This is a genomic window from Vibrio sp. B1ASS3, from assembly GCF_905175355.1.
GTDB lineage: Bacteria > Pseudomonadota > Gammaproteobacteria > Enterobacterales > Vibrionaceae > Vibrio > Vibrio owensii.
Map to the genome: position 1 here is coordinate 997,286 of NZ_HG992742.1, position 22,129 is coordinate 1,019,414.

At 46.5% G+C, this 22,129-nt stretch carries 19 protein-coding genes; 16 read left to right on the forward strand and 3 right to left on the reverse strand.

Going from position 1 to position 22,129, the window contains the following annotated elements; genetic code table 11:
* The first annotated feature begins 7 nt into the window (after nucleotides 1–7).
* The 16 genes from KJB05_RS04615 to KJB05_RS04690 all read left to right on the forward strand — a co-directional run bounded on the left by KJB05_RS04615 (nucleotide 8) and on the right by KJB05_RS04690 (nucleotide 18,803).
* On the forward strand, nucleotides 8–850 hold the full coding sequence (locus KJB05_RS04615) for a phosphatidate cytidylyltransferase (protein ID WP_005436782.1): 843 nt from the start codon (nucleotides 8–10) through the stop codon (nucleotides 848–850).
* A 51-nt stretch (nucleotides 851–901) separates the two neighbouring features.
* Nucleotides 902–2,107: a 1-deoxy-D-xylulose-5-phosphate reductoisomerase gene (ispC, locus tag KJB05_RS04620; protein ID WP_045414455.1), complete on the forward strand. Its 1,206-nt coding sequence runs from the start codon at nucleotides 902–904 to the stop codon at nucleotides 2,105–2,107.
* Complete coding sequence (gene rseP, locus KJB05_RS04625; protein WP_020195495.1) at nucleotides 2,107–3,465, forward strand: sigma E protease regulator RseP; 1,359 nt, start codon at nucleotides 2,107–2,109, stop codon at nucleotides 3,463–3,465. Before ispC ends, rseP begins: the two co-directional genes overlap by 1 nt.
* 44 nt (nucleotides 3,466–3,509) lie before the next feature.
* Nucleotides 3,510–5,924: an outer membrane protein assembly factor BamA gene (gene bamA, locus KJB05_RS04630; protein WP_009707420.1), complete on the forward strand. Its 2,415-nt coding sequence runs from the start codon at nucleotides 3,510–3,512 to the stop codon at nucleotides 5,922–5,924.
* A 13-nt stretch (nucleotides 5,925–5,937) separates the two neighbouring features.
* A complete protein-coding gene (locus tag KJB05_RS04635; RefSeq protein WP_005529354.1) occupies nucleotides 5,938–6,447 on the forward strand; it encodes an OmpH family outer membrane protein in 510 nt (169 codons plus the stop codon).
* 6 nt (nucleotides 6,448–6,453) lie between these two features.
* Nucleotides 6,454–7,485: a UDP-3-O-(3-hydroxymyristoyl)glucosamine N-acyltransferase gene (gene lpxD, locus KJB05_RS04640; protein WP_208445275.1), complete on the forward strand. Its 1,032-nt coding sequence runs from the start codon at nucleotides 6,454–6,456 to the stop codon at nucleotides 7,483–7,485.
* Nucleotides 7,486–7,659: 174 nt separating this feature from the next.
* On the forward strand, nucleotides 7,660–8,112 hold the full coding sequence (gene fabZ, locus KJB05_RS04645; RefSeq protein ID WP_009707417.1) for a 3-hydroxyacyl-ACP dehydratase FabZ: 453 nt from the start codon (nucleotides 7,660–7,662) through the stop codon (nucleotides 8,110–8,112).
* Nucleotide 8,113: 1 nt separating this feature from the next.
* Nucleotides 8,114–8,902 carry an acyl-ACP--UDP-N-acetylglucosamine O-acyltransferase gene (lpxA, locus tag KJB05_RS04650; RefSeq protein WP_009707416.1) on the forward strand — a complete coding sequence of 263 codons (789 nt, stop codon included), beginning with the start codon at nucleotides 8,114–8,116 and terminating at the stop codon, nucleotides 8,900–8,902.
* Between the two features lie 161 nt (nucleotides 8,903–9,063).
* Nucleotides 9,064–10,203 (forward strand): lipid-A-disaccharide synthase, encoded by a 1,140-nt coding sequence (gene lpxB / locus KJB05_RS04655; protein WP_208445274.1) that lies wholly within the window; start codon nucleotides 9,064–9,066, stop codon nucleotides 10,201–10,203.
* A 9-nt stretch (nucleotides 10,204–10,212) separates the two neighbouring features.
* A complete protein-coding gene (gene rnhB, locus KJB05_RS04660; protein WP_005430230.1) occupies nucleotides 10,213–10,851 on the forward strand; it encodes a ribonuclease HII in 639 nt (212 codons plus the stop codon).
* 92 nt (nucleotides 10,852–10,943) lie between these two features.
* Nucleotides 10,944–14,423: a DNA polymerase III subunit alpha gene (gene dnaE / locus KJB05_RS04665; RefSeq protein ID WP_208445273.1), complete on the forward strand. Its 3,480-nt coding sequence runs from the start codon at nucleotides 10,944–10,946 to the stop codon at nucleotides 14,421–14,423.
* Between the two features lie 46 nt (nucleotides 14,424–14,469).
* Nucleotides 14,470–15,429: an acetyl-CoA carboxylase carboxyl transferase subunit alpha gene (gene accA, locus KJB05_RS04670; protein WP_038895696.1), complete on the forward strand. Its 960-nt coding sequence runs from the start codon at nucleotides 14,470–14,472 to the stop codon at nucleotides 15,427–15,429.
* A 103-nt stretch (nucleotides 15,430–15,532) separates the two neighbouring features.
* A complete protein-coding gene (gene tilS / locus KJB05_RS04675; protein WP_208445272.1) occupies nucleotides 15,533–16,879 on the forward strand; it encodes a tRNA lysidine(34) synthetase TilS in 1,347 nt (448 codons plus the stop codon).
* Between the two features lie 64 nt (nucleotides 16,880–16,943).
* Nucleotides 16,944–17,258, forward strand: coding sequence for a cytochrome c (locus KJB05_RS04680; protein WP_208445271.1), 315 nt, complete (start codon nucleotides 16,944–16,946; stop codon nucleotides 17,256–17,258).
* Between the two features lie 223 nt (nucleotides 17,259–17,481).
* Complete coding sequence (gene glnB, locus KJB05_RS04685; RefSeq protein ID WP_005436810.1) at nucleotides 17,482–17,820, forward strand: nitrogen regulatory protein P-II; 339 nt, start codon at nucleotides 17,482–17,484, stop codon at nucleotides 17,818–17,820.
* 134 nt (nucleotides 17,821–17,954) lie between these two features.
* A complete protein-coding gene (locus KJB05_RS04690) occupies nucleotides 17,955–18,803 on the forward strand; it encodes an endonuclease/exonuclease/phosphatase family protein (RefSeq protein WP_208445270.1) in 849 nt (282 codons plus the stop codon).
* Between the two features lie 27 nt (nucleotides 18,804–18,830).
* Here KJB05_RS04690 and KJB05_RS04695 read toward each other — a convergent pair whose 3' ends face one another.
* The 3 genes from KJB05_RS04695 to gloB all read right to left on the reverse strand — a co-directional run bounded on the left by KJB05_RS04695 (nucleotide 18,831) and on the right by gloB (nucleotide 22,112).
* Nucleotides 18,831–19,517 carry a YIP1 family protein gene (locus tag KJB05_RS04695; protein WP_208445269.1) on the reverse strand — a complete coding sequence of 229 codons (687 nt, stop codon included), beginning with the start codon at nucleotides 19,515–19,517 and terminating at the stop codon, nucleotides 18,831–18,833.
* Nucleotides 19,514–21,100: a LysM peptidoglycan-binding domain-containing protein gene (locus tag KJB05_RS04700; RefSeq protein WP_045414448.1), complete on the reverse strand. Its 1,587-nt coding sequence runs from the start codon at nucleotides 21,098–21,100 to the stop codon at nucleotides 19,514–19,516. The genes KJB05_RS04695 and KJB05_RS04700 overlap by 4 nt, the downstream gene beginning before the upstream one ends.
* A gap of 253 nt (nucleotides 21,101–21,353) precedes the next feature.
* On the reverse strand, nucleotides 21,354–22,112 hold the full coding sequence (gloB, locus tag KJB05_RS04705; RefSeq protein WP_020195503.1) for a hydroxyacylglutathione hydrolase: 759 nt from the start codon (nucleotides 22,110–22,112) through the stop codon (nucleotides 21,354–21,356).
* Nucleotides 22,113–22,129: the final 17 nt, after the last annotated feature.

Below are 22,129 nucleotides of genomic sequence, written 5' to 3' on the forward strand. Positions count from 1 at the left end.
AGTTAGTTTGAAACAGAGAATAATAACAGCACTAATTTTAGCTCCCCTTGTAATTTTAGGTATTTTTAAATTACCCCTAATCGGCTTCATTATCGCTTTGACTGCGATTACGCTATTAGGTTTTTGGGAGTGGACCCAGTTTACAGAAAGCAATTCACGCATCGCTGCGCTAGTACCAGCCGTTGTCGTAACCGGACTCAGTTTTCTATTCATCTCGCCAGATGCAGCAAGCCTTAACCAACTAGCAACTCCACACTACACAGTGTTAGCGCTCGGTTTTGCATGGTGGATTATCGCAAGTGGGATGGCCATTACTTACCCTAAAACAACCAATCTGTGGCAAAACAGTAAAGCACTGCGTCATGTGTTTGGTTTTCTAACTTTGATCCCTTTCCTTTGGAGTGTGATCATCCTTAGAGCTTCCGATATTTCAGTAGATCCATACCACGGCGCAAAACTTGTGCTGTACGTTTGCTTCTTGGTATGGGCTGCAGACAGTGGCGCTTACTTTGCTGGTAAAAGCATGGGTAAACGTAAAATGGCGCCACATGTTAGTCCAAACAAGACTATCGAAGGTTTGATTGGCGGCATCATTGCAGCATTAATTGTTGGATGGTTGTTTGCAGGTTGGTTTGATATTCAATTTACCAGCCCAATTCACATGGTAATCATCACACTGATTACAGTTGTGATTTCTGTTCTTGGTGACCTAGTAGAAAGCATGTTCAAACGTGTTTCTGGCATCAAAGACAGCAGTAACATCATTCCAGGGCACGGCGGCATTCTCGACCGTATTGATAGCCTAACGGCTGCATTCCCAGTATTTGCTCTTCTTTACTACGTATTCTAATTTATCGGGAGCGGCGTCGTCGCTCCTGAGTTTTTCTAACGGTCTTACATCATGCAAAAGTTAACGATTCTTGGTGCAACAGGCTCAATCGGTGCAAGCACACTTAAAGTGGTTGAACAAAACCCTGAGCTGTTTTCTATCGTCGCATTGGCGGCAAGCACGAACGTTGAAAAGATGGTCGCACTTTGTCGTAAATGGCAACCTAAATACGCTGTAATGGCGGATAAAGCGGCGGCTGTGGCGCTTAAGTCAGAGTTGGCTTCAGTGTCTCCTCGTACAGAAGTGTTGGGTGGTGTTGATGCGCTTTGTCATGTGTCTGCCCTAGAAGAAGTCGACAGCGTGATGGCGGCTATCGTTGGTGCGGCAGGTCTGCTTCCAACCATGGCAGCGGTAAAAGCGGGCAAGCGTGTTCTCCTTGCGAACAAAGAAGCACTGGTGATGTCTGGACAACTGTTTATCGATGCAGTTGAAGAGCACGGCGCAGAGCTACTTCCTGTTGATAGCGAACACAATGCGATCTTCCAGTGCCTACCTCAACAAGTTCAAACTAACCTAGGTCGCTGTAACTTAGAAGAGCATGGTATTTCATCTATCCTGCTTACTGGTTCTGGTGGTCCATTCCGCTACACGGATATCGCTGAGCTTGAGAGTGTTACTCCTGCACAGGCAATCGCTCACCCTAACTGGTCGATGGGACCTAAGATCTCGGTTGATTCCGCAACCATGATGAACAAAGGTCTTGAGTACATTGAAGCAAAATGGCTGTTTAATGCGGCTCGCGAACAGCTGAAAGTGATCATTCACCCTCAGTCGGTGATTCACTCAATGGTGCAATACCGAGACGGTTCCGTTTTAGCACAAATGGGTGAACCCGATATGGCAACGCCGATTGCACTGACCATGTCTTACCCATCTCGTGTGAATGCTGGTGTGAAACCACTCGATTTTACTCAAGTGGGTGAGTTGACGTTCCTTCAACCCGATTTTGCACGCTACCCTTGTTTGAAGCTAGCGATTGATGCTTGTTACGAAGGTCAACATGCTACAACCGCTCTGAATGCAGCAAACGAAGTCGCTGTTGATGCTTTCTTGAATAACCGTCTTGGTTTCACTGATATCGCTCGCATCAATGAATCAGTTTTGAACAAAATCACTGCAAGCCATAAAAGTGAGAATGTGAATAGCTTGGAAAGCTTGATAGAGCTAGATAGAATGTCACGAACTATCGCCTTAGAATTTTTACGCGAGCGTAGCTAATGACTGGTATTTTGTGGAATTTGGTTTCTTTTATCGTTGCACTGGGCATCTTGGTGGCCGTGCACGAGTATGGTCACTTTTGGGTTGCGCGTCGTTGCGGTGTAAAAGTTGAAAAGTTTTCTATCGGTTTCGGTAAGTCTATTTGGAGCAAAGTAGGCAAAGACGGAACTGAGTACAGCATCTCGATGATTCCGCTAGGCGGTTACGTCAAGATGGTGGACAGCCGTGTTGACGAAGTGCCTGAGCACGAAAAGCATTTGGCGTTTGACCAAAAGCCACTGTGGAAGCGCACGTCGATCGTGGCGGCGGGTCCTATCTTTAATTTCCTGTTTGCTATTGTTGCTTACTGGTTGGTTTTCCTGATTGGAGTACCAGCAGTGAAGCCGGTAATTGGTGAAGTTACGCCCAATTCAATCATTGCAGAAGCAGGAATTGAATCAGGGATGGAACTAAAATCCATCTCAGGTATCAAAACTCCGGACTGGGAATCAGTCAACATGGGATTAGTTTCCCACATTGGTGATGATTCGATGACAGTGACGCTATCTTCAGCAAACGAAGTTGGCTCGGAAGTCACGAAGACACTTGATATCCGTGATTGGAAATTTGATCCAGAAACACAATCTGCGATGCAATCGCTAGGCTTCAAACCTTACACTCCAGAGATTTATACGGAGTTGGCACAGGTAAGTGAAGGTGGTGCCGCTGAACAAGCAGGCCTACAAGCTGGCGATAAAATCATCGAGATTAATGGTGATAAGATTTCTAAGTGGGATGAAGTGGTTGAAGCCATTCGTTCTAACCCAGAAACGCCAATTGACCTGACGGTGTTACGTCAAGGTGAAGAGCAATCTTTCACATTGACTCCAGGTAGTCGTGAGCTAGCTAACAAAGAAACGGTTGGCTTCGCGGGTATCGCACCTGAAGTCGCAGAATGGCCAGAAAGTTATCGCTTCGAATTACAGTTTGGTGTATTCGAGTCTATTGGCAAAGCGATTGACAAAACTGGTCAAGTTATTGGACTTACCATCAGTATGCTTAAGAAACTGATTGTAGGTGACGTTGGTCTGAACAATTTGAGCGGACCAATATCTATTGCCAAAGGAGCAGGGGCGACCGCAGACTATGGTCTGGTCTACTTTTTAGGTTTTCTAGCGCTAATTAGTGTTAACCTAGGTATTATTAACCTCGTTCCTTTACCAATGTTGGATGGTGGGCATCTGCTGTTTTTTGCAATTGAAGCAGTCATCCGACGCCCAGTACCTGAGAAAGTACAGGAAATGGGCTATCGAATTGGTGGTGCGATTATCTTCTCGCTCATGGCGTTAGCGCTATTTAATGATTTTACTCGTCTGTGATAGTTCAGAGACAAAAGCAGTAGCAAGGAATAATTAGAACAAGTATGGCGATTAAGCGAATTCTGTTTGCAAGTTTACTGGCGACCAGTGTATCTGCAAACGGAGCAGAGAACTTTGTAGTTCAAGATATTGAAATCGATGGATTGCAGCGTGTGGCACTGGGTGCAGCGTTGCTGAAAATGCCTGTACGTGTCGGTGATACCGTTGACCAAGGCGATGTTGCAGAGATCATTCGCGCATTGTACGCATCGGGTAACTTCGAAGATGTGAAAGTGCTGCGTAATGGTGATGTTCTGGTTGTTCAAGTGAAAGAGCGTCCAACTATTGCGAGCATCTCATTCTCAGGCAACAAAGCAATCAAGGACGAGCAGCTACAAGAAAACCTGAATGCTTCTGGCGTTCGTGAAGGTGAAGCGCTTGACCGCACTACGCTGAGCAACATCGAAAAAGGTTTGGAAGACTTTTACTACAGTGTTGGTAAATACAACGCAACCGTAAAAGCGGTTGTTACTCCATTGCCTCGTAACCGTTCTGACTTGAAATTCGTCTTCACCGAAGGTGTATCGGCGAAAATTCAGCAAATCAACTTTATCGGCAATGAAGTCTTTTCTGATGAAGACCTTCTATCTCGTTTCAACCTAAACGTTGACGTGCCATGGTGGAACTTCCTAGCGGACGAAAAATACCAGAAGCAAGTTCTTGCTGGTGACATCGAAGCGCTGAAGTCTTACTACCTAGACCGTGGTTACCTGAAATTTAACGTTGATTCGACACAAGTGGCGATTTCTCCTGACAAAAAAGGCGTATACATTACCCTTGGTCTTGAGGAAGGCGACGTGTACACCGTTAAGGACGTGAAATTCCGCGGCAACCTAATTGGTGAAGAAGCAACGTTCGAAAAACTGGTTCCATTTGAAGACAACGAGACGTACAACGGCTCTCGCGTAACGTCAATGGAAGAAGGCATCAAGCGTGTGCTTGGTGAATCTGGCTATGCTTACCCACAAGTAAACACCATTCCTGAGTTCGACGACGAAAACAAACAAGTATCGCTTGTTGTGAACGTAGACCCAGGTAACCGTATTTACGTACGCGACATTCGCTTTACGGGTAATAACTCGACCAAAGACGAAGTTCTGCGTCGTGAAATGCGTCAGATGGAAGGCAGCTGGCTAAACTCGAAATCAATCGAAACGGGTAAAACGCGTCTAAACCGTCTGGGCTACTTCGAAAACGTTGAAGTACAAACGGTACGTGTTCCTGGTAGCGACGACCAAGTTGACCTAGTTTACTCTGTTAAAGAAGCGAACTCGGGCAGCGTGAACTTCGGTGTCGGTTACGGTACTGAATCGGGCGTGAGCTTCCAGGTTGGCCTACAGCAAGACAACTTTATTGGTAGTGGTAACCGCGTTGGTATTAACGCGATGATGAACGACTACCAGAAAAACGTGAGCTTGGACTACCGTGACCCTTACTGGAACCTAGATGGTGTAAGTTTGGGTGGTAAGATCTTCTACGACGAGTTCGAAGCATCTGAAGCGGGTATCGTTGACTATACCAACCAAAGTTACGGCGCAAGTTTGACATGGGGCTTCCCATTCGACGAACTGAACCGCTTTGAATTTGGTGTAGGCTACACCCACAACAAGATCGGTAACTTATCTCCTTACCTACAGGTAGAACAGTTCCTACAGGCGCAAGAGGACAACATTGACTCTAGCGGCGCGTTGAACACAAATGACTTTGACTTCAACATCTCATGGACACGTAACAATCTAAACCGTGGCTACTTCCCGACAGCGGGTAACCACCAACGTGCATTCTATAAGATGACCGTACCTGGCTCTGACGTTCAATACTTCAAGATGCAGTATGATGTTCGTCAATACGTTCCACTGACTAAGAAGCATGAATTCACGCTCTTGTTCCGTGGTCGTCTAGGTTATGGTAACGGTTATGGTCAAACGGATGGTAACGATAACTTGTTCCCATTCTACGAAAACTACTACGCGGGTGGTTTTACAACACTACGTGGTTTCGGCTCGAATACCGTAGGTCCGAAAGCGGTTTATCGTGACTACTCAGGCTCGAACAACGGTGCAGATACAGCAACAGACGATTCTGTTGGTGGTAACGCGGTTGCGTTGGCAAGCCTTGAGTTGATTGTTCCAACACCATTTGCTTCTGACGAAGTTCGTAACCAAATTCGTACCAGTATCTTCTTCGATATGGCGAGTGTTTGGGATACGGAATTCGACTACCGTAGCTCAGGTGCGGAATACGGCGACCGTTACTACTACGATTACTCAGATCCAACCAACTACCGCTCATCTTACGGTGCGGCGTTGCAATGGATGTCTCCAATGGGGCCTCTAGTATTCTCGCTAGCGAAACCAATTAAGAAATATGATGGCGACGATGAAGAGTTCTTCACGTTCACTATCGGTAGAACCTTCTAAAGAGGAAAATATTTTGAATAAAATGATCAAAGCAGCTGGCCTAGGCCTTCTAGTACTTAGCTCTTCAATGTTTGCTAACGCGGCTGAAGCTGCTCAGAAAATTGCTTATGTAAATACTGCTCAAGTTTTCCAAGCGCTTCCTCAACGCGAAGTAGTTCTACAAAAAATGCAGAAAGACTTTAAGAGCAAAGCAGATGAGCTGAAATCTATTCAAGCGCAAGCTAAGACTAAGATTGAAAAACTACAACGTGATGGTGAGCTTCTAGGTCAAGACGAAGTTGAAAAACTACGTATCGACATCGCTAAACTAGACAGCGAATACAAAGTGAAGGCACAAGCTCTAGAGAAAGCAAGTGCACGTCGCGAAGCTGAAGAGAAAGCGAAGCTATTCAAAACTATCCAAGATGCAGTGAAGAAAGTAGCAACTAAGAAAGGCTACGACATGGTAATCGACATCTCTTCACTTCAGTACGGTAAGCCAGAATACAACATCTCTGAAGACGTAATTAAAGCTCTAAAATAAGAAGTTATGAAGACATTAACATTAGCCGAGTTGGCGACAATTACCGGGGGTGAGCTATTTGGTGACGAGTCTCTCGTTGTAAGCCGCGTAGCTCCAATGGATAAAGCACAAGAAGGTGACATCACTTTCTTGTCTAACCCAAAATACGCAAAACACCTTTCTGAGTGTCAAGCAACGGTTGTGATGGTGAAAGCTGAACACAAAGACCAGTGTGTAGGTAATGCACTGGTTGTGGCTGACCCTTATGTTGCATTCGCTCGTGTTGTTCAAGCAATGGACACCACGCCGAAACCTGCTGATGAGATCGCACCAAGTGCCGTCATCGCAGCAGACGTGAAGATGGGTACTAACGTAACAATCGGTGCAAACGCAGTGATTGAAACGGGTGTTGAACTAGGCGACAACGTAAGTATCGGCGCTGGTTGCTTTATCGGTAAAAACGCAAAGCTAGGTAACAACACCAAGCTTTGGGCTAATGTGACTATCTATCATGAAGTATCAATGGGCGATGACTGTCTGGCTCAATCTGGCACAGTCATTGGCTCTGATGGTTTCGGCTACGCTAACGACAAAGGCGAGTGGATTAAGATCCCTCAACTTGGTTCAGTGCGTATCGGTAACCGCGTTGAGATTGGTGCATGTACTACGATTGACCGTGGTGCACTTGAAGATACCATTATCGAAGACAACGTAATTCTTGATAACCAGCTTCAAATCGCTCATAACGTGCAGATCGGATATGGTACCGTGATGCCAGGTGGTACTATTGTCGCTGGCAGTACCAAAATTGGTAAATACTGCCAGATCGGCGGCGCGTCGGTTCTTAACGGACATATCACGATTGCAGATGGCGTAGCTATCACCGGTATGGGCATGGTTATGCGCAGTATCGAAGAGAAAGGCTTGTATTCGTCAGGTATTCCACTGCAAACGAACCGAGAGTGGCGTAAAACGGCAACTCGAGTTCATCGCATTGACGATATGAACAAACGCCTGAAAGCTGTTGAGAAACAGCTGGAACCGAAAGAAGAATCTTAGTTCCATAATTCAGAACAAAGACTCGCGAAATGCGGGTCTTTTTCTTCTATAATGACGCGCTATAAGTAGATTTATCACCAAGCTGGTATACACTTTGCAGGCATTTCCTGATTAAGTGGCTTTTGCCGCTGCCTTGCCATCTTGGTTGTTGAGTATTGATATAGGAAGACGACTTTGACTACTGAAAAGAAAACGATGAACATCTCTGAAATTCAAGAGCTACTACCTCATCGCTACCCATTCTTATTGATCGACCGAGTGATTGACTTCCAAGAAGAGAAGTACCTTCACGCAATTAAAAACGTGTCGGTTAACGAACCTCAGTTCACAGGTCACTTTCCACAACTGCCAGTTTTCCCAGGTGTTCTTATTCTGGAAGCGATGGCGCAGGCGACAGGCTTACTTGCATTTAAATCATTTGGTGCACCAACTGAAAACGAGCTGTACTACTTTGCAAGTGTTGACGGTGCAAAATTCCGTAAACCAGTAGTACCAGGCGATCAAATGATTATTGAAGTAGAATTTTTGAAAGAGCGTCGCGGCATTGCTGCATTCAAAGGTGTAGCGAAGGTTGACGGCGAAGTAGTATGTTCAGCAGAGCTGAAGTGTGCTCGTCGAGAGTTTTAATATGATTCATGAAACCGCTAAAATCCACCCAGCTGCGGTGGTAGAAGAAGGCGCGAAAATTGGCGCTAACGTGACTGTTGGTCCATTCACTTACATCACCTCAACGGTAGAAATCGGTGAAGGTACTGAAGTGATGTCTCACGTAGTGATCAAAGGTCACACCACAATTGGTAAAGACAACCGCATTTTCCCACACGCTGTTATTGGTGAAGAAAACCAAGACAAGAAGTACGGTGGCGAAGATACAACAGTGGTTATCGGTGACCGCAACGTGATTCGTGAAGCGGTTCAGATTCACCGTGGTACGGTTCAAGACAAAGCGACAACAGTGATTGGTGATGACAACCTGCTTTGTGTAAATGCACACATCGCACACGACGTTATCGTTGGTAACCATACTCACATTGGCAACAATGCGATTCTTGGTGGTCACGTAACGGTTGATGACCATGCAGGTGTGATGGCGCTTTCTGCGATTCATCCGTTCTGTACAGTTGGCGCTTACGCATACGTTGGCGGCTGTTCTGCTGTTGTTCAAGACGTACCAGCATACGTACTTGCTCAAGGTAATCACGCAACACCATTTGGTTTGAACTTGGTTGGCTTGAAGCGTAACGGTTTCGAAAAACCAGAAATTCGTGCGCTACAAAAAGCGTACAAAGAAATCTACCGTTCAGGTAAGACTCTGGAAGAAGTGAAACCAATCCTAGCTGAAATGGCACAAGAGTGGCCGGCAGTGAAGCGTTTCTCAGATATTCTGGAAACAACGGAACGTGGCATTATTCGTTAATCAACGAATGAGCGGTTAAATTGAAAAGATCGCGCCCAAATTGGGCTGCGGTCTTTTTGTGTTTTATGGATAACGGTTTGTACGCTGCGAATTGTGCGGCTACCGCGGATACATAGTTTAAACCGTTACCCATAGCGCACAGGAAAAATAGCGAAGTAGATATGGAAAGACCATTACGTATCGGCATCATTGCCGGAGAATTGTCTGGCGACACGCTAGGTGAAGGCTTTATCAAAGCAGTAAAGCAACAATACCCAGACGCAGAGTTTGTTGGTATTGGTGGCCCTAAGATGATCGCGCAAGGCTGTGAGTCTCTGTTCGATATGGAAGAACTTGCCGTAATGGGCCTAGTGGAAGTGCTCGGTCGCTTGCCAAGACTACTGAAAGTCAAAGCGCAACTTGTGAAGTATTTCACCGAGAATCCACCAGATGTTTTCATCGGAATTGACGCTCCAGACTTTAACTTACGAGTTGAGCTAGACCTGAAAAACGCGGGCATTAAAACCGTGCATTACGTCAGTCCATCGGTTTGGGCTTGGCGTCAAAAGCGCATCTTCAATATTGAAGCCGCAACCAATCTGGTACTTGCATTCCTACCGTTTGAAAAAGCGTTCTACGACAAATTCAATGTACCTTGTGAATTCATTGGGCACACATTGGCAGATGCTATTCCACTGCAATCGGACAAAGCACCTGCACGTGAACTGCTCGGTTTAGAGCAAGATAAACAATGGCTAGCGGTACTTCCGGGTAGCCGTGGCAGCGAGCTGAAAATGCTCTCTCAACCGTTTATTGAAACCTGTAAAAAACTGCACCAGAAATTCCCAGATCTTGGCTTCGTCGTTGCACTAGTAAACCAGAAACGTCGTGAACAATTCGAGCAAGCGTGGAAAGAGCATGCACCTGAGTTGGAGTTCAAGCTGGTGGATGACACAGCGCGTAACGTGATTACCGCTTCAGATGCCGTGATGTTGGCGTCTGGTACTGTCGCGTTAGAGTGTATGCTACTCAAACGTCCAATGGTGGTGGGTTACCGTGTTAATGCTGTAACGGCATTCCTTGCTAAGCGACTATTGAAAACCAAATACGTGTCGCTGCCGAACATTTTGGCAGATGCCGAACTTGTAAAAGAATATCTGCAAGAAGATTGCACGCCAGAAAACCTATTCAATGAAGTGTCTCGTTTATTAGAGAGCGACAACCGAGAAATGTTGGATAAGTTTACTGAAATGCATCATTGGATTCGTAAAGATGCGGATCAACAAGCCGCGAATGCGGTTCTAAAACTGATTAATAAATAGAGATTTACCATGGCTGTAAAACCAAAAACGACCAAAGCAAAAGTAGAACTACCACCGTTTGAATACCCGCAAGGCTATCAGCTGGTTGCGGGTGTCGATGAGGTAGGGCGTGGTCCTTTGGTGGGTGATGTCGTTACCGCAGCGGTTATCTTAGACCCAAACAACCCAATTGAAGGCTTAAACGATTCTAAAAAGTTGAGCGAGAAAAAACGCCTCGCATTGCTGCCAGAAATCAAAGAGAAAGCCCTAGCATGGGCGGTAGGCCGTTGTTCTCCCGAAGAGATTGATGAGCTAAACATCCTGCAAGCGACCATGGTTGCGATGCAACGTGCCATTGCTGGCTTGAAGGTCCAGCCAGACTTAGCGCTTATCGACGGTAATCGCTGTCCGCAGTTGCCAATGGATTCTCAAGCGGTGGTGAAGGGTGACTTGCGCGTAGCGGAAATCAGTGCGGCTTCTATCATTGCCAAAGTGGTTCGTGACCAAGAAATGGAAGAGTTGGATAAACAATATCCGCAATTTGGTTTTGCTAAGCACAAAGGTTATCCAACTAAAGCGCACTTTGAAGCGATTGAACAACATGGTGTGATCAGTGAACATCGTAAGAGCTTCAAACCCGTGAAGAAAGCGCTCGGCATCGAAGAATAAAGCAAAGTAATAGAATGGGCGTTTCGGTGTTATAAACCACGTCCGCTTTAGGTTAGAATCCCAATCAAGATATAGTTTTACGGTACCTGTTAATGTCAGATCCCAAGTTCATTCACCTAAGAATCCACAGTGATTTCTCTATGGTGGATGGTATCAACAAAGTTCCACCGCTCGTTAAGAAAGTCGCCGAACTCGGTATGCCTGCAATGGCGCTGACCGATTTCACTAACCTGTGTGGTTTGGTGAAATACTATGGCACCGCACACGGCAGTGGTGTGAAGCCAATCATCGGTGCAGACTTCAAAATGCAATCGGATGAGTTTGGTGAGGAGCTGACGCAATTAACGTTACTCGCAGCAAACAACGAAGGTTATAAAAACCTGACTTTGCTGATCTCAAAAGCTTACCTTCGTGGTCATGTACAACACCAACCGGTGCTCGACAAAGCTTGGTTGGCAGAACTATCAGAAGGTTTGATCGTTCTTTCAGGCGCGAAAAACGGTGAAATCGGTAAAGCATTGCTAAAAGACAACCGCAAAGTTGTCGACAGTTGTGTCGAGTTTTACAACCAACACTTTCCAGACCGCTTTTACCTAGAATTAGTTCGTACTGGTCGTCCAGATGAAGAAACTTACCTGCACTTTGCGATTGAATTGGCAGAAGAGGTTGAACTGCCAGTCGTTGCAACCAACGAAGTTGTTTTCATCAGTGAAGACTTGTTTGACGCCCATGAAATCCGCGTTGCGATCCATGATGGTTACACCCTAGAAGATCCACGTCGTCCAAAGAACTACAGCCCAGAACAATATCTGCGTACTGAAGAGGAAATGTGCGAGCTGTTTGCCGACATTCCGGAAGCGTTAGAAAACAGTGTTGAAATTGCCAAGCGTTGTAACGTTACAGTACGTCTCGGTGAATACTTCCTTCCAGCCTTCCCAACTGAAGGTATGGAAGAGACCGACTTCTTGGTCATGAAGTCTCGTGAAGGTCTGGAAGAGCGTTTAGAGTTCCTGTTCCCAGATGGGGAAGAGCGAAAACAGCGTCGTCCTGAATACGATGATCGTCTGCAAATCGAACTCGACGTAATCAACCAAATGGGATTCCCTGGTTACTTCTTGATCGTAATGGAGTTCATCCAATGGTCGAAAGACAACGCGATTCCGGTAGGTCCGGGTCGTGGTTCAGGTGCCGGTTCTTTGGTGGCATACGCATTGAAGATCACCGACCTTGATCCATTGGAATACGACCTTCTATTCGAACGTTTCTTGAACCCTGAACGTGTATCCATGCCCGATTTCGACGTCGACTTCTGTATGGATAAGCGTGACCAAGTAATTGATCACGTAGCGGAAATGTATGGCCGTGATGCGGTATCTCAGATCATCACCTTCGGTACCATGGCGGCGAAAGCGGTAATCCGAGACGTAGGCCGTGTACTTGGCCACCCGTTTGGCTTCGTTGATCGTATTTCAAAACTAGTTCCGCCTGATCCGGGTATGACGCTGGAAAAAGCGTTCAAAGCCGAGCCTGCACTGCCAGAGTTGTATGACGCAGACGAAGAAGTGAAAGAGCTTATCGACATGTGTCGCCTCCTTGAAGGTTGTACACGTAACGCCGGTAAGCACGCGGGTGGTGTTGTAATCTCACCAACCACCATTACCGACTTCGCGCCGATTTATGCTGACTCGGAAGGCCACTTCCCGGTTACTCAGTTCGACAAGAACGACGTTGAAACCGCCGGTCTGGTTAAGTTTGACTTCTTGGGTCTACGTACCCTAACTATCATTGATTGGGCGTTGGGTCTGATTAACCCGCGTTTAGAACGCGAAGGCAAAGATCCAGTTCGCATCGAATCGATTCCATTGGACGATGCTCCGTCATTCCGATTGTTGCAAAACTCAGAAACTACTGCGGTATTCCAGCTTGAATCGCGCGGTATGAAAGAGCTGATCAAGCGTCTGCAACCGGACTGTTTCGAAGACATCATCGCATTGGTGGCACTTTTCCGTCCGGGTCCGTTGCAGTCGGGCATGGTAGATAACTTTATCGACCGTAAGCACGGCCGTGAGGCGATCTCATACCCAGATGAAAAGTGGCAACACGAATCGCTTAAAGAAATTCTCGATCCAACTTACGGCATCATCCTGTATCAAGAACAGGTAATGCAGATCGCACAGGTACTGTCTGGCTACACCCTTGGTGGTGCGGACATGCTTCGTCGTGCGATGGGTAAGAAGAAACCGGAAGAGATGGCGAAACAGCGTGCAACCTTCGAAGAGGGAGCAATTGCCAACGGCGTTGATGGCGAGTTGGCGATGAAGATCTTCGACTTGGTAGAGAAGTTCGCGGGTTACGGCTTTAACAAATCTCACTCGGCAGCCTACGCACTGGTTTCGTACCAAACGCTATGGCTGAAGATGCACTATCCAGCAGAATTCATGGCAGCGGTAATGACCGCCGATATGGATAACACTGAGAAAGTGGTTGGCCTAGTAGACGAATGTTTCCGCATGAAACTCACTGTGCTTCCGCCAGACATCAATGCCGGCTTGTACCGTTTTAACGTCGATGAGAATGGCGCGATTGTTTACGGTATTGGCGCGATTAAAGGCGTGGGTGAAGGCCCAATTGATGCAATCTTAGAAGCGCGCAACAAAGGTGGTCACTTCATTGACCTATTTGACTTCTGTGCGCGTATCGACCTGAAAAAGGTGAACAAGCGTGTTATCGAAAAACTGATTTATGCGGGCGCACTCGACAGGTTAGGTCCACACCGTGCTGCATTGATGGCATCGCTCAATGATGCGGTGAAAGCAGCGAGCCAGCATCACCAAGCGGAAGCCTTTGGTCAAACCGATATGTTCGGTGTATTGACTGATGCGCCAGAAGAGGTGGAACACAAATACACTCAAGTGCCAGCATGGCCAGAGAAGGTATGGTTAGAGGGTGAACGTGAGACGCTCGGTTTATATTTGACCGGACACCCAGTTAACGCATACATAAAGGAACTAAATAAGTACGTTAGTTGTCGACTAAAAGACGCGACCCCAACTCGTCGCGATCAATCCGTGACAGTCGCGGGTTTGGTTATTGCAGCTCGCGTGATGACGACCAAGCGCGGTACGCGTATCGGTATCATGACTCTGGACGACCGAAGTGGTCGAATGGAGGTGATGTTGTTCTCGGATGCGCTTGATAGGTATGCAGAACTTCTCGAAAAAGATAAAATTCTGGTTGTTTCTGGACAGGTCAGCTTTGATGACTTCAACGGTGGCCTTAAAATGTCGGCGCGTGAAGTTATGGATCTGGGTACCGCACGTGAAAAATACGCACGTGGTTTGTCGGTATCTATTGATGCTAGCCAGATCAACGATAAATTCTTTGAGCAATTTACTCGTATTTTAGAACCGCACAAAGCCGGAACCGTACCTGTCAATGTATACTACCAGCGTGCCGACGCCAGAGCGCGGTTAACATTGGGCACCGAATGGCGAGTAACGCCAACAGATACATTACTAGACGATTTAAAACAGTTACTTGGCAAAGGCCAAGTAGAACTCGAATTTAACTAAAAATTCAGCGCAATATGTAAGACGCTGAGTAAAAAAGGATTCATAGATGAGCCTAAACTTTCTTGAATTTGAAAAGCCAATTGCAGAACTAGAAGCGAAAATCGAAGCGCTACGTGACGTATCTCGTCACGGTGGTGATTCTGCGGTTGACCTTGATAAAGAAATCGAACAGCTTGAGAAAAAGAGCCTAGAACTTAAGAAGAAAACCTTCAGCAATCTAGGTGCATGGGAAACAGCTCAACTGGCTCGTCACCCTTTACGTCCATACACACTAGATTACATCAAGCACGCATTTGATGAATTTGATGAACTAGCGGGTGACCGCGCGTTTGCTGACGACAAAGCGATCGTTGGTGGTATCGCTCGTCTTGAAGGTCGTCCAGTGATGATCATTGGTCACCAGAAGGGCCGTGAGACCAAAGAAAAAGTAAAACGTAACTTTGGTATGCCTAAACCAGAAGGTTACCGTAAAGCGCTACGTTTGATGGAAATGGCAGAGCGTTTCAACATGCCTATCATCACTTTCATCGACACAGCAGGTGCATACCCAGGTGTTGGCGCAGAAGAGCGTGGCCAATCTGAAGCGATCGCAACTAACCTTAAAGTGATGTCTGGTCTTAAAGTACCAGTAATCTGTAACGTAGTAGGCGAAGGCGGTTCAGGCGGTGCACTTGCAATTGGTGTAGGTGACTACGTGAACATGCTTCAGTACTCAACGTACTCAGTAATTTCTCCAGAAGGTTGTGCTTCAATCCTATGGCGTGATTCAGACAAAGCACCACAAGCAGCAGACGCGATGGGCCTAACTGCTCCACGTCTGAAAGAGCTTGAACTTATCGATGAAATCATCGAAGAGCCACTAGGCGGTGCACACCGTGACCACGTTCAAATGGCTGAAAACATGAAAGCAAACTTGCTTCGTCAGCTAGAAGACTTAGAACAACTGGATCACGAAACGCTACTTGAGCGTCGTTACCAGCGTCTAATGAACTACGGTTACTGCTAATTACAGCTGTCGCTAGGTGCTAGCTGAATTCTCGCTAGATTACAGATAAAATAGAAAGGGTTGGGCATACGTCCAACCCTTTTTTGTTTCTATCGGATGATTTATGGAATCGCTTTACTCGCAATTTGCTCAAGTTCTTGATCGTTATTACCAATCAGGCACCAAGATTGTCTTGGCGTTTAGTGGTGGGGTGGATTCGCGTTTACTTCTCGAGCTGCTTAGCCGTTATCGCCAAGCGCATTCGATAGACAATCAATCAGTAGATTCTAAATCCGTGAGCTGCCACGCGGTGTACGTGCACCATGGCTTGAGCTCGAACGCAGACGATTGGGCAAATCAATGTTTAGTTTGGGCTCAGCAAGCGGGAATCTCATGCTCGGTTGAGCACGTGAACTTAGACATCAATAGTGGTGAAAGCATTGAGTTGTTGGCACGTGAAGCTCGTTACCAAGCTTTAGAAAAGCATATCCAAATGGGTGACTTATTGCTGACAGGGCAACATGCCGATGACCAAGTGGAAACCTTCTTGTTAGCACTTAAACGGGGCAGTGGACCAAAGGGGTTATCATCGATGGCTGAAAGCATGCCGTTTGCTGATGGCACATTAGTTCGCCCATTACTGACCATTAAGCGAGAGCAAATCGAAGCGGCAGCCAGAGAACAAAAGCTGGATTGGGTAGAAGACGAAAGCAACCAAGATACTCGTTACGATCGTAACTTCCTCCGTCATCGTATTGTGCCAGAACTTTCTGAACGTTGGCCGAGCATCCATCAAGCGGTGCAGCGCAGTGCGAGCTTGTGCGCGCAGCAAGAAGCTTTGCTGGACGAGTTGCTTAGCGCAGTGTTTGAGCGTGCTCTGCAAAGTGATTTGAGTCTGAGTATTGAAGAGTTAGCGACGCACAGTGAATTGGCTCGTGCGCGATTGATACGTATGTGGCTGGCTAAGCTGAACGCTAACATGCCAACCCAAGTACAACTCAATTTAATTTGGAATGAAGTCGGATTGGCACAGCAAGATGCGAACCCTAAGCTGCAACTTAAGCAGGGTGAAGTTCGCCGTTTTCAGAATCGCCTGTATTGGGTAACCGAAACGGTTGACGTCACGATGTGGCAAAGTGCCATTCAAACCGATACTGCTTTGGTATTGCCTGAGCGACTAGGAGAGCTCACTTTGAGTACCAACTCAGAGCAAGCCACCATTGCTATGCCGCCTCAGCCAGATCTATTACGAGTGATGTTTAATCCAGAAGGGCTCTCTGCGCACCCAACCACTCGTAACCATAGCCGTAAGCTGAAGAAGTTATTCCAAGAGTACAATGTGCCGAGTTGGCTGCGTCGCCAAATTCCGATTTTGATGTACCAAGATCAGGTGGTGGCGGTCGGCGATTTGTTTGTTGATCAAGCCTTCAGTGGTCAAGATTGTGAACTTATCTGGCGCAAGTCGTTGTAATTCATGCCACAATGTCGATTATAAAATATAAAAATCCTTAAATAATAATCGATTAGGTGAAGCAATGAAGAAAACAATCATGGGCGCAATGGCGGCGCTAACCATGTTAAGTGGGCAAGCTCTGGCGGCAGGTGATGTAGCCGCAGGGCAAGCAAAAGCAGGCGTATGTGCTGCTTGTCATGGTGCGGATGGTATCGCGGTGATTCCTGGTTACCCAAACCTGAAAGGCCAGAACGAGCAATACATCGCAAGTTCAATCAAGGCGTACAAAGCGGGTCAACGCACAGGTGGTCTTGCCGCAGTGATGCAAGCGCAAGCGAATCTACTGTCAGATGAAGATATCGCAAACTTAGCAGCGTACTACGCAAGCTTGAAGTAAGCGCGGGTATAACCCAGATAAAGATTTAGACCAAGCCAGAGCCAGTGCTCTGGTTTTTTCGTTTCGGGCATGCGGGATTGCTAACTGCGCGACTTTGTTACACTCATCGGCAAATAAATTCCACCAGTGTCAGGATTTTCAGGTGCTTGGTGACAACAAGGATTGAATGTTGTGAGACGCTAACCGATAATATGCGCAAACGATTGAAGCTTAAGGGATGAACATGAAAAAGATTGAAGCGATTATCAAGCCATTCAAATTGGATGATGTTCGAGAAGCATTGGCTGAAGTAGGCATTACAGGGATGACAGTCTCTGAAGTGAAAGGCTTTGGTCGTCAGAAAGGTCACACTGAACTGTACCGTGGTGCTGAGTACATGGTGGATTTCCTTCCTAAAGTGAAGCTAGAAATCGTTGTGACAGAAGACGTTGCAGACAAGTGTGTAGAAACCATCATTGAAACGGCGCAAACCGGTAAGATTGGTGATGGTAAGATCTTCGTAACCGACGTAGAGCGCGTAGTACGTATCCGTACGGGTGAAGAAGACGAAGACGCGATCTAATCTTTATCCAGATAGATATAAGATTTCACTACAGCATGTGGTGAAAATTTGAGTAAGCTAAAAGGGAGCCGTGAATGGCTCCTTTTTTCTTGCTCGTATTTTTGATTCCATTTTATTTGCATTCAGGTAGGTCTATGTATCAGCGTTTAGCTTTTGCGTTAGTTTTTCTCATTATCGCTGGGTTTGTGAGTTTTCAGGTGATCTTTACTGTGCCAGAACAACCACAGATTGTTACTCAAACAGGGACGAACATTACTCAAGATATCCGCTGTATGGAGTTTAATAAGCCACAAGCGATTGATAAGGATGGTGAGCTTAACGTTTTGGTATGGAACATCTATAAGCAAAATAGAGACCACTGGCAACAAGCGCTCGATGCTTTCTCTGCCAATAAACAACTGTTGCTTTTACAAGAAGCCAGTTTGACCGATGAGTTTAAAAACTGGTTGGTGGAAGGCCATTGGATGAGCAACCAAGTAAGCGCGTTTAAGGCACTAGGAAGTGGTGCAGGGGTAATCAGTATTGCGCAGAAAGAGCCAATTCGTGCTTGCGCATACACTTCTAAAGAACCATGGCTGCGTTTGCCAAAGTCGGCTCTGTACAGCAAGTATCAACTTAGCAATGGCGAGACCCTAGCCGTGGTAAACATTCATGCGATTAACTTTACCGTTGGCACTGAAGAGTACACTTCACAGTTGTCTGGTTTAGAAATGGTTCTAAAAGAGCACAAAGGCCCAATTTTGTTTGCGGGAGATTTTAATAGCTGGAGTGAGGACCGCGTTAAAGCAATGAAGACGGCTCTCCAAAAGGCAGACCTACAAGAAGCGAAGTTCAGTCAAGATAACCGCACTCAGTTCATTACCGGATTACCACTCGACCACGTCTTTTATCGAGGTCTGACCCTCAAAAACGCGAAAGCGCCGCAGAGCGACGCTTCCGATCATAATCCATTATTGGTGTCTTTTACGCTTAACGACCAGTAAGGGCTCTTATGAGCTCGCTTAAATGGCTTAAGCAATAACGATGTACAACGCCCAAATCACGTAAAACGCAATCCAAGGCAGGCTCGAAATCACAAGAGCCTGTCCACGTTCAAACTCTGTCCAAGTCAGAACCACACCGTAACCAAGTACAATGTACCAAGGCAAAAGCAGCGGTAATGAGCTAGCAAAATGTGACCATTCATTGGTGAGTGGCAGTTTTAACAAACCGTTTAGGCTGTTTAAATCCGCCGCGTACGTCATTACCTGACCGTGTTTCAGTAACAGACTCGCATAGCTTGCGATGTCGCCTAGGACCGCTGGGAATATGATTGCAGAAGCCGCCGCAAACCATTTCCAGTAACCATATTGTTGTTTGCTTGCTTTAGTCGCTAGGAAGAACCACAGCGCCAAAAGCAGCAGAGTTGCAAAGCGGTTAAACACGTCGTTGATGATCGCACTCGCCATCAGCGTGTTTGGCTCCAACAGTTCAATCTGTTTTGGATCGACCTGTTGGAATTGCGCCGTTAATTGTTCACTTAGCCAAGTGAAATCCACATTCGAGAAATAGGCACCCCAGAATAGGAATGGACTGAGCATCAAAAAGATGAACGGTTGCCATCCCCAGCCTCCACGCTGATACAGCGCCAAGAAGCTAGATGTTGGAGATCGAAAAATATCCAACAACATTACAAGCGGGTTACTCGATGGGTTCATACACTTACCTTAGTTACGTCAACATACAACTTAAGCTTCTGACCTGGTTTCAGGTACTTCTGCTTTTGAAGAGAATTCCATTTCACGATGTCGTTGCTCTTCACCTTAAACTTGCTCGCAATGCCACTGATGGTGTCGCCAGAACGCACGTCATAGAACACTGTGCGAATTACTGCGCCTTTATCTGAGTTTTTCCAGATCACCAGTTTTTGGCCAACGCGCAAGGTGTCTTTTGGTCCCATGCCGTTCCATTTCGCCAGAGACTTATGAGAAACCTTGTTCTCTTTTGCGATAGACCACAAGCTCTCGCCAGATTGCACAACGTGAGTCAGTTTGAATTGACCGCGAGCTTGAGATTGCGTTTTGTTAAGGCGATTTTCGGCGGTAAGCGCGTACTTAGCATCGTCTTTTGTTGACGTTGGGATCATTAGGTACTGACCAACGCGAATATTGTTGTTTTTTAAGCCGTTAGCACGTTGGATAACTTTCGTTGTCGTACCGTACTTCTGAGCCAATACGCTGAGTGAGTCACCAGACTTCACTTTGTAGCGTGCGACCTTCATGCCTTTACCACGGTTCTTCTTCACCTGAGCAAGGAACTGATCCTTTTTCTCGATAGGAATAAGAAGCTGATGCGGGCCATTCGGTGCTGTCGACCATTGATTGTAAGCTGGGTTGTAACCTTGCAGCTCTTTCACACCAATGCCTGCGTAGTCTGCCGCAATTGCGAGATCCAATTGTTCTTTTGGATCGACTTGCGTAAGCACAGGTTTGTTCGGGATCGGTGGAATGTCGATGCCGTACTTATCTTGGTTCGCAATGATGTCTGCAAGCGCAAGTAGCTTAGGAACGTAACTGCTGGTCTCTTTTGGAAGATCTAGAGAGAAGAAGTCCGTAGGTTTACCTAGCTTTTTGTTCTTACGAATCGCGCTTGATACACGACCACCACCACTGTTGTAAGCAGCAATCGCTTGATCCCAGTTACCGTCAAAGCGCTTGCTTTGTTGCTCTAGGTAATCAAGTGCTGCATCCGTCGCTGCGTACACATCACGACGACCGTCGTACCAGTAGTTCTGCTCTAGGCCCATCATCTTGCCGGTGCCAGGAACGAACTGCCAAAGACCTGCCGCGCTACCGTGTGAGTACGCGAATGGGTCAAATGAGCTCTCTACGATAGGTAGAAGCGCCAATTCCATTGGAAGACCACGTTCTTCAATGCGTTTTGTAATCATGTACAAAAACGGCTGTGCACGCTCAGAAACGGTGCGCAGGTGGTTAGGGTGCTTCAGATACCATGTACGGTAGTAAGCGACTTTCTTGTTGTCTGGGATGTCCATTTCAAGCTGCATGCCGATACGACGCCATACATCTTCTTGTTCCTGAGGAGAAAGGGTTTTTGGCGTCTCTTTAGCAGGTTTCTTCGCTATCGATTGCTTTTTCTCGGAGTCCGCTTGAGCCGCGTCTTGTTTTACCGCTTGCTCGGACTTATTGGTTTCTGGTGTTGGTGTGTTTGTTGAATCTGACTGTGTCAATTGACAGCCAGAAAGTAGTAACGCCAACGCCCAACTGTACTTTAAACGCATGGATTCAGCCTATTTAGGGCCTGTTTATCTTCTCCTGCCTGTCGCGCAGCTAAGGTGCGTGGCAGTCGCAAGATAATAGACATCTTGTAACACTAACTAAGGGTAGGGCGCGAAAGCCGCTACTTTTATGCGATTGGGTGAAATACAAACAGCTTTATATCAGCCCCAAACGCAATAGAAGCGCCAGAGGCGCTTCTATGAAAATCAGCTCACGATAATACTTGCGTCGAGCAAAGTTACAAGCAGAAATTGGTTAAAATTCGTTCTTCCACTCACGTAAAGCTGTAAAAACCGAGCATGGGTCGCTATTTTCGATACGGTTTGTTACAGATTTTATGACCTCTGCGTTTGTTGCACGCAGGAATGGGTTGATTAACTTCTCTTTGCGAAGCGTGGTAGGAATGGTTGGAATGTTTAATCCGCGTAGTCGGTTTACGTCATCACGGTACTGGCGTAAGTGCTCATTGTCTGGCTCAACCGCTAGAGCAAAGGCTACGTTGCTTGCGGTGTATTCGTGCGCGCAGAAGACTTCGGTCTCTTCTGGTAGCTTCATGATTTTGCTTAGTGACTCGAACATCTGCTCTGGTGTGCCCTCAAAAATACGGCCACAACCTGCAGAGAATAGCACATCACCACAGAACAACTTACCGTCACCAGCGTAGCCGATGTGACCAAGCGTGTGACCCGGCAAACCCAGCACCATGAAGATTTCTCCGAAAAGCTCAAGCTTATCGCCTTCTTCCATTGCATTGGTTAATGTTGGGATAGGTTCAGCTTTTGGTCCTACAACAGAAACATGAGGAAAAGCATGAACTAAATCTGGAACGCCACCAATGTGATCGTTGTGGTGGTGCGTAATTAAGATCGCTTCTAAAGTTAACTCGTTAGCCTGCAAATATTCTAACACTGGCTTAGCATCGCCCGGATCGACCACGGCACATCGCTTGTCGCTATTTTGTATCAGCCAGATGTAATTATCATTAAATGCGGGTATGCTTTTGATCTCTAACACGATTCGTTCTCCGTCAC

Bases quoted from the DNA above. Each gene is read 5' to 3' on its own strand.
- ispC (WP_045414455.1), top strand. From the start codon at position 902: ATGCAAAAGTTAACGATTCTTGGTGCAACAGGCTCAATCGGTGCAAGC.
- rseP (WP_020195495.1), top strand. From the start codon at position 2,107: ATGACTGGTATTTTGTGGAATTTGGTTTCTTTTATCGTTGCACTGGGC.
- bamA (WP_009707420.1), top strand. From the start codon at position 3,510: ATGGCGATTAAGCGAATTCTGTTTGCAAGTTTACTGGCGACCAGTGTA.
- lpxD (WP_208445275.1), top strand. From the start codon at position 6,454: ATGAAGACATTAACATTAGCCGAGTTGGCGACAATTACCGGGGGTGAG.
- lpxA (WP_009707416.1), top strand. From the start codon at position 8,114: ATGATTCATGAAACCGCTAAAATCCACCCAGCTGCGGTGGTAGAAGAA.
- lpxB (WP_208445274.1), top strand. From the start codon at position 9,064: ATGGAAAGACCATTACGTATCGGCATCATTGCCGGAGAATTGTCTGGC.
- rnhB (WP_005430230.1), top strand. From the start codon at position 10,213: ATGGCTGTAAAACCAAAAACGACCAAAGCAAAAGTAGAACTACCACCG.
- dnaE (WP_208445273.1), top strand. From the start codon at position 10,944: ATGTCAGATCCCAAGTTCATTCACCTAAGAATCCACAGTGATTTCTCT.
- accA (WP_038895696.1), top strand. From the start codon at position 14,470: ATGAGCCTAAACTTTCTTGAATTTGAAAAGCCAATTGCAGAACTAGAA.
- tilS (WP_208445272.1), top strand. From the start codon at position 15,533: ATGGAATCGCTTTACTCGCAATTTGCTCAAGTTCTTGATCGTTATTAC.
- KJB05_RS04680 (WP_208445271.1), top strand. From the start codon at position 16,944: ATGAAGAAAACAATCATGGGCGCAATGGCGGCGCTAACCATGTTAAGT.
- glnB (WP_005436810.1), top strand. From the start codon at position 17,482: ATGAAAAAGATTGAAGCGATTATCAAGCCATTCAAATTGGATGATGTT.
- KJB05_RS04690 (WP_208445270.1), top strand. From the start codon at position 17,955: ATGTATCAGCGTTTAGCTTTTGCGTTAGTTTTTCTCATTATCGCTGGG.
- KJB05_RS04695 (WP_208445269.1), bottom strand. From the start codon at position 19,517: ATGAACCCATCGAGTAACCCGCTTGTAATGTTGTTGGATATTTTTCGA.
- KJB05_RS04700 (WP_045414448.1), bottom strand. From the start codon at position 21,100: ATGCGTTTAAAGTACAGTTGGGCGTTGGCGTTACTACTTTCTGGCTGT.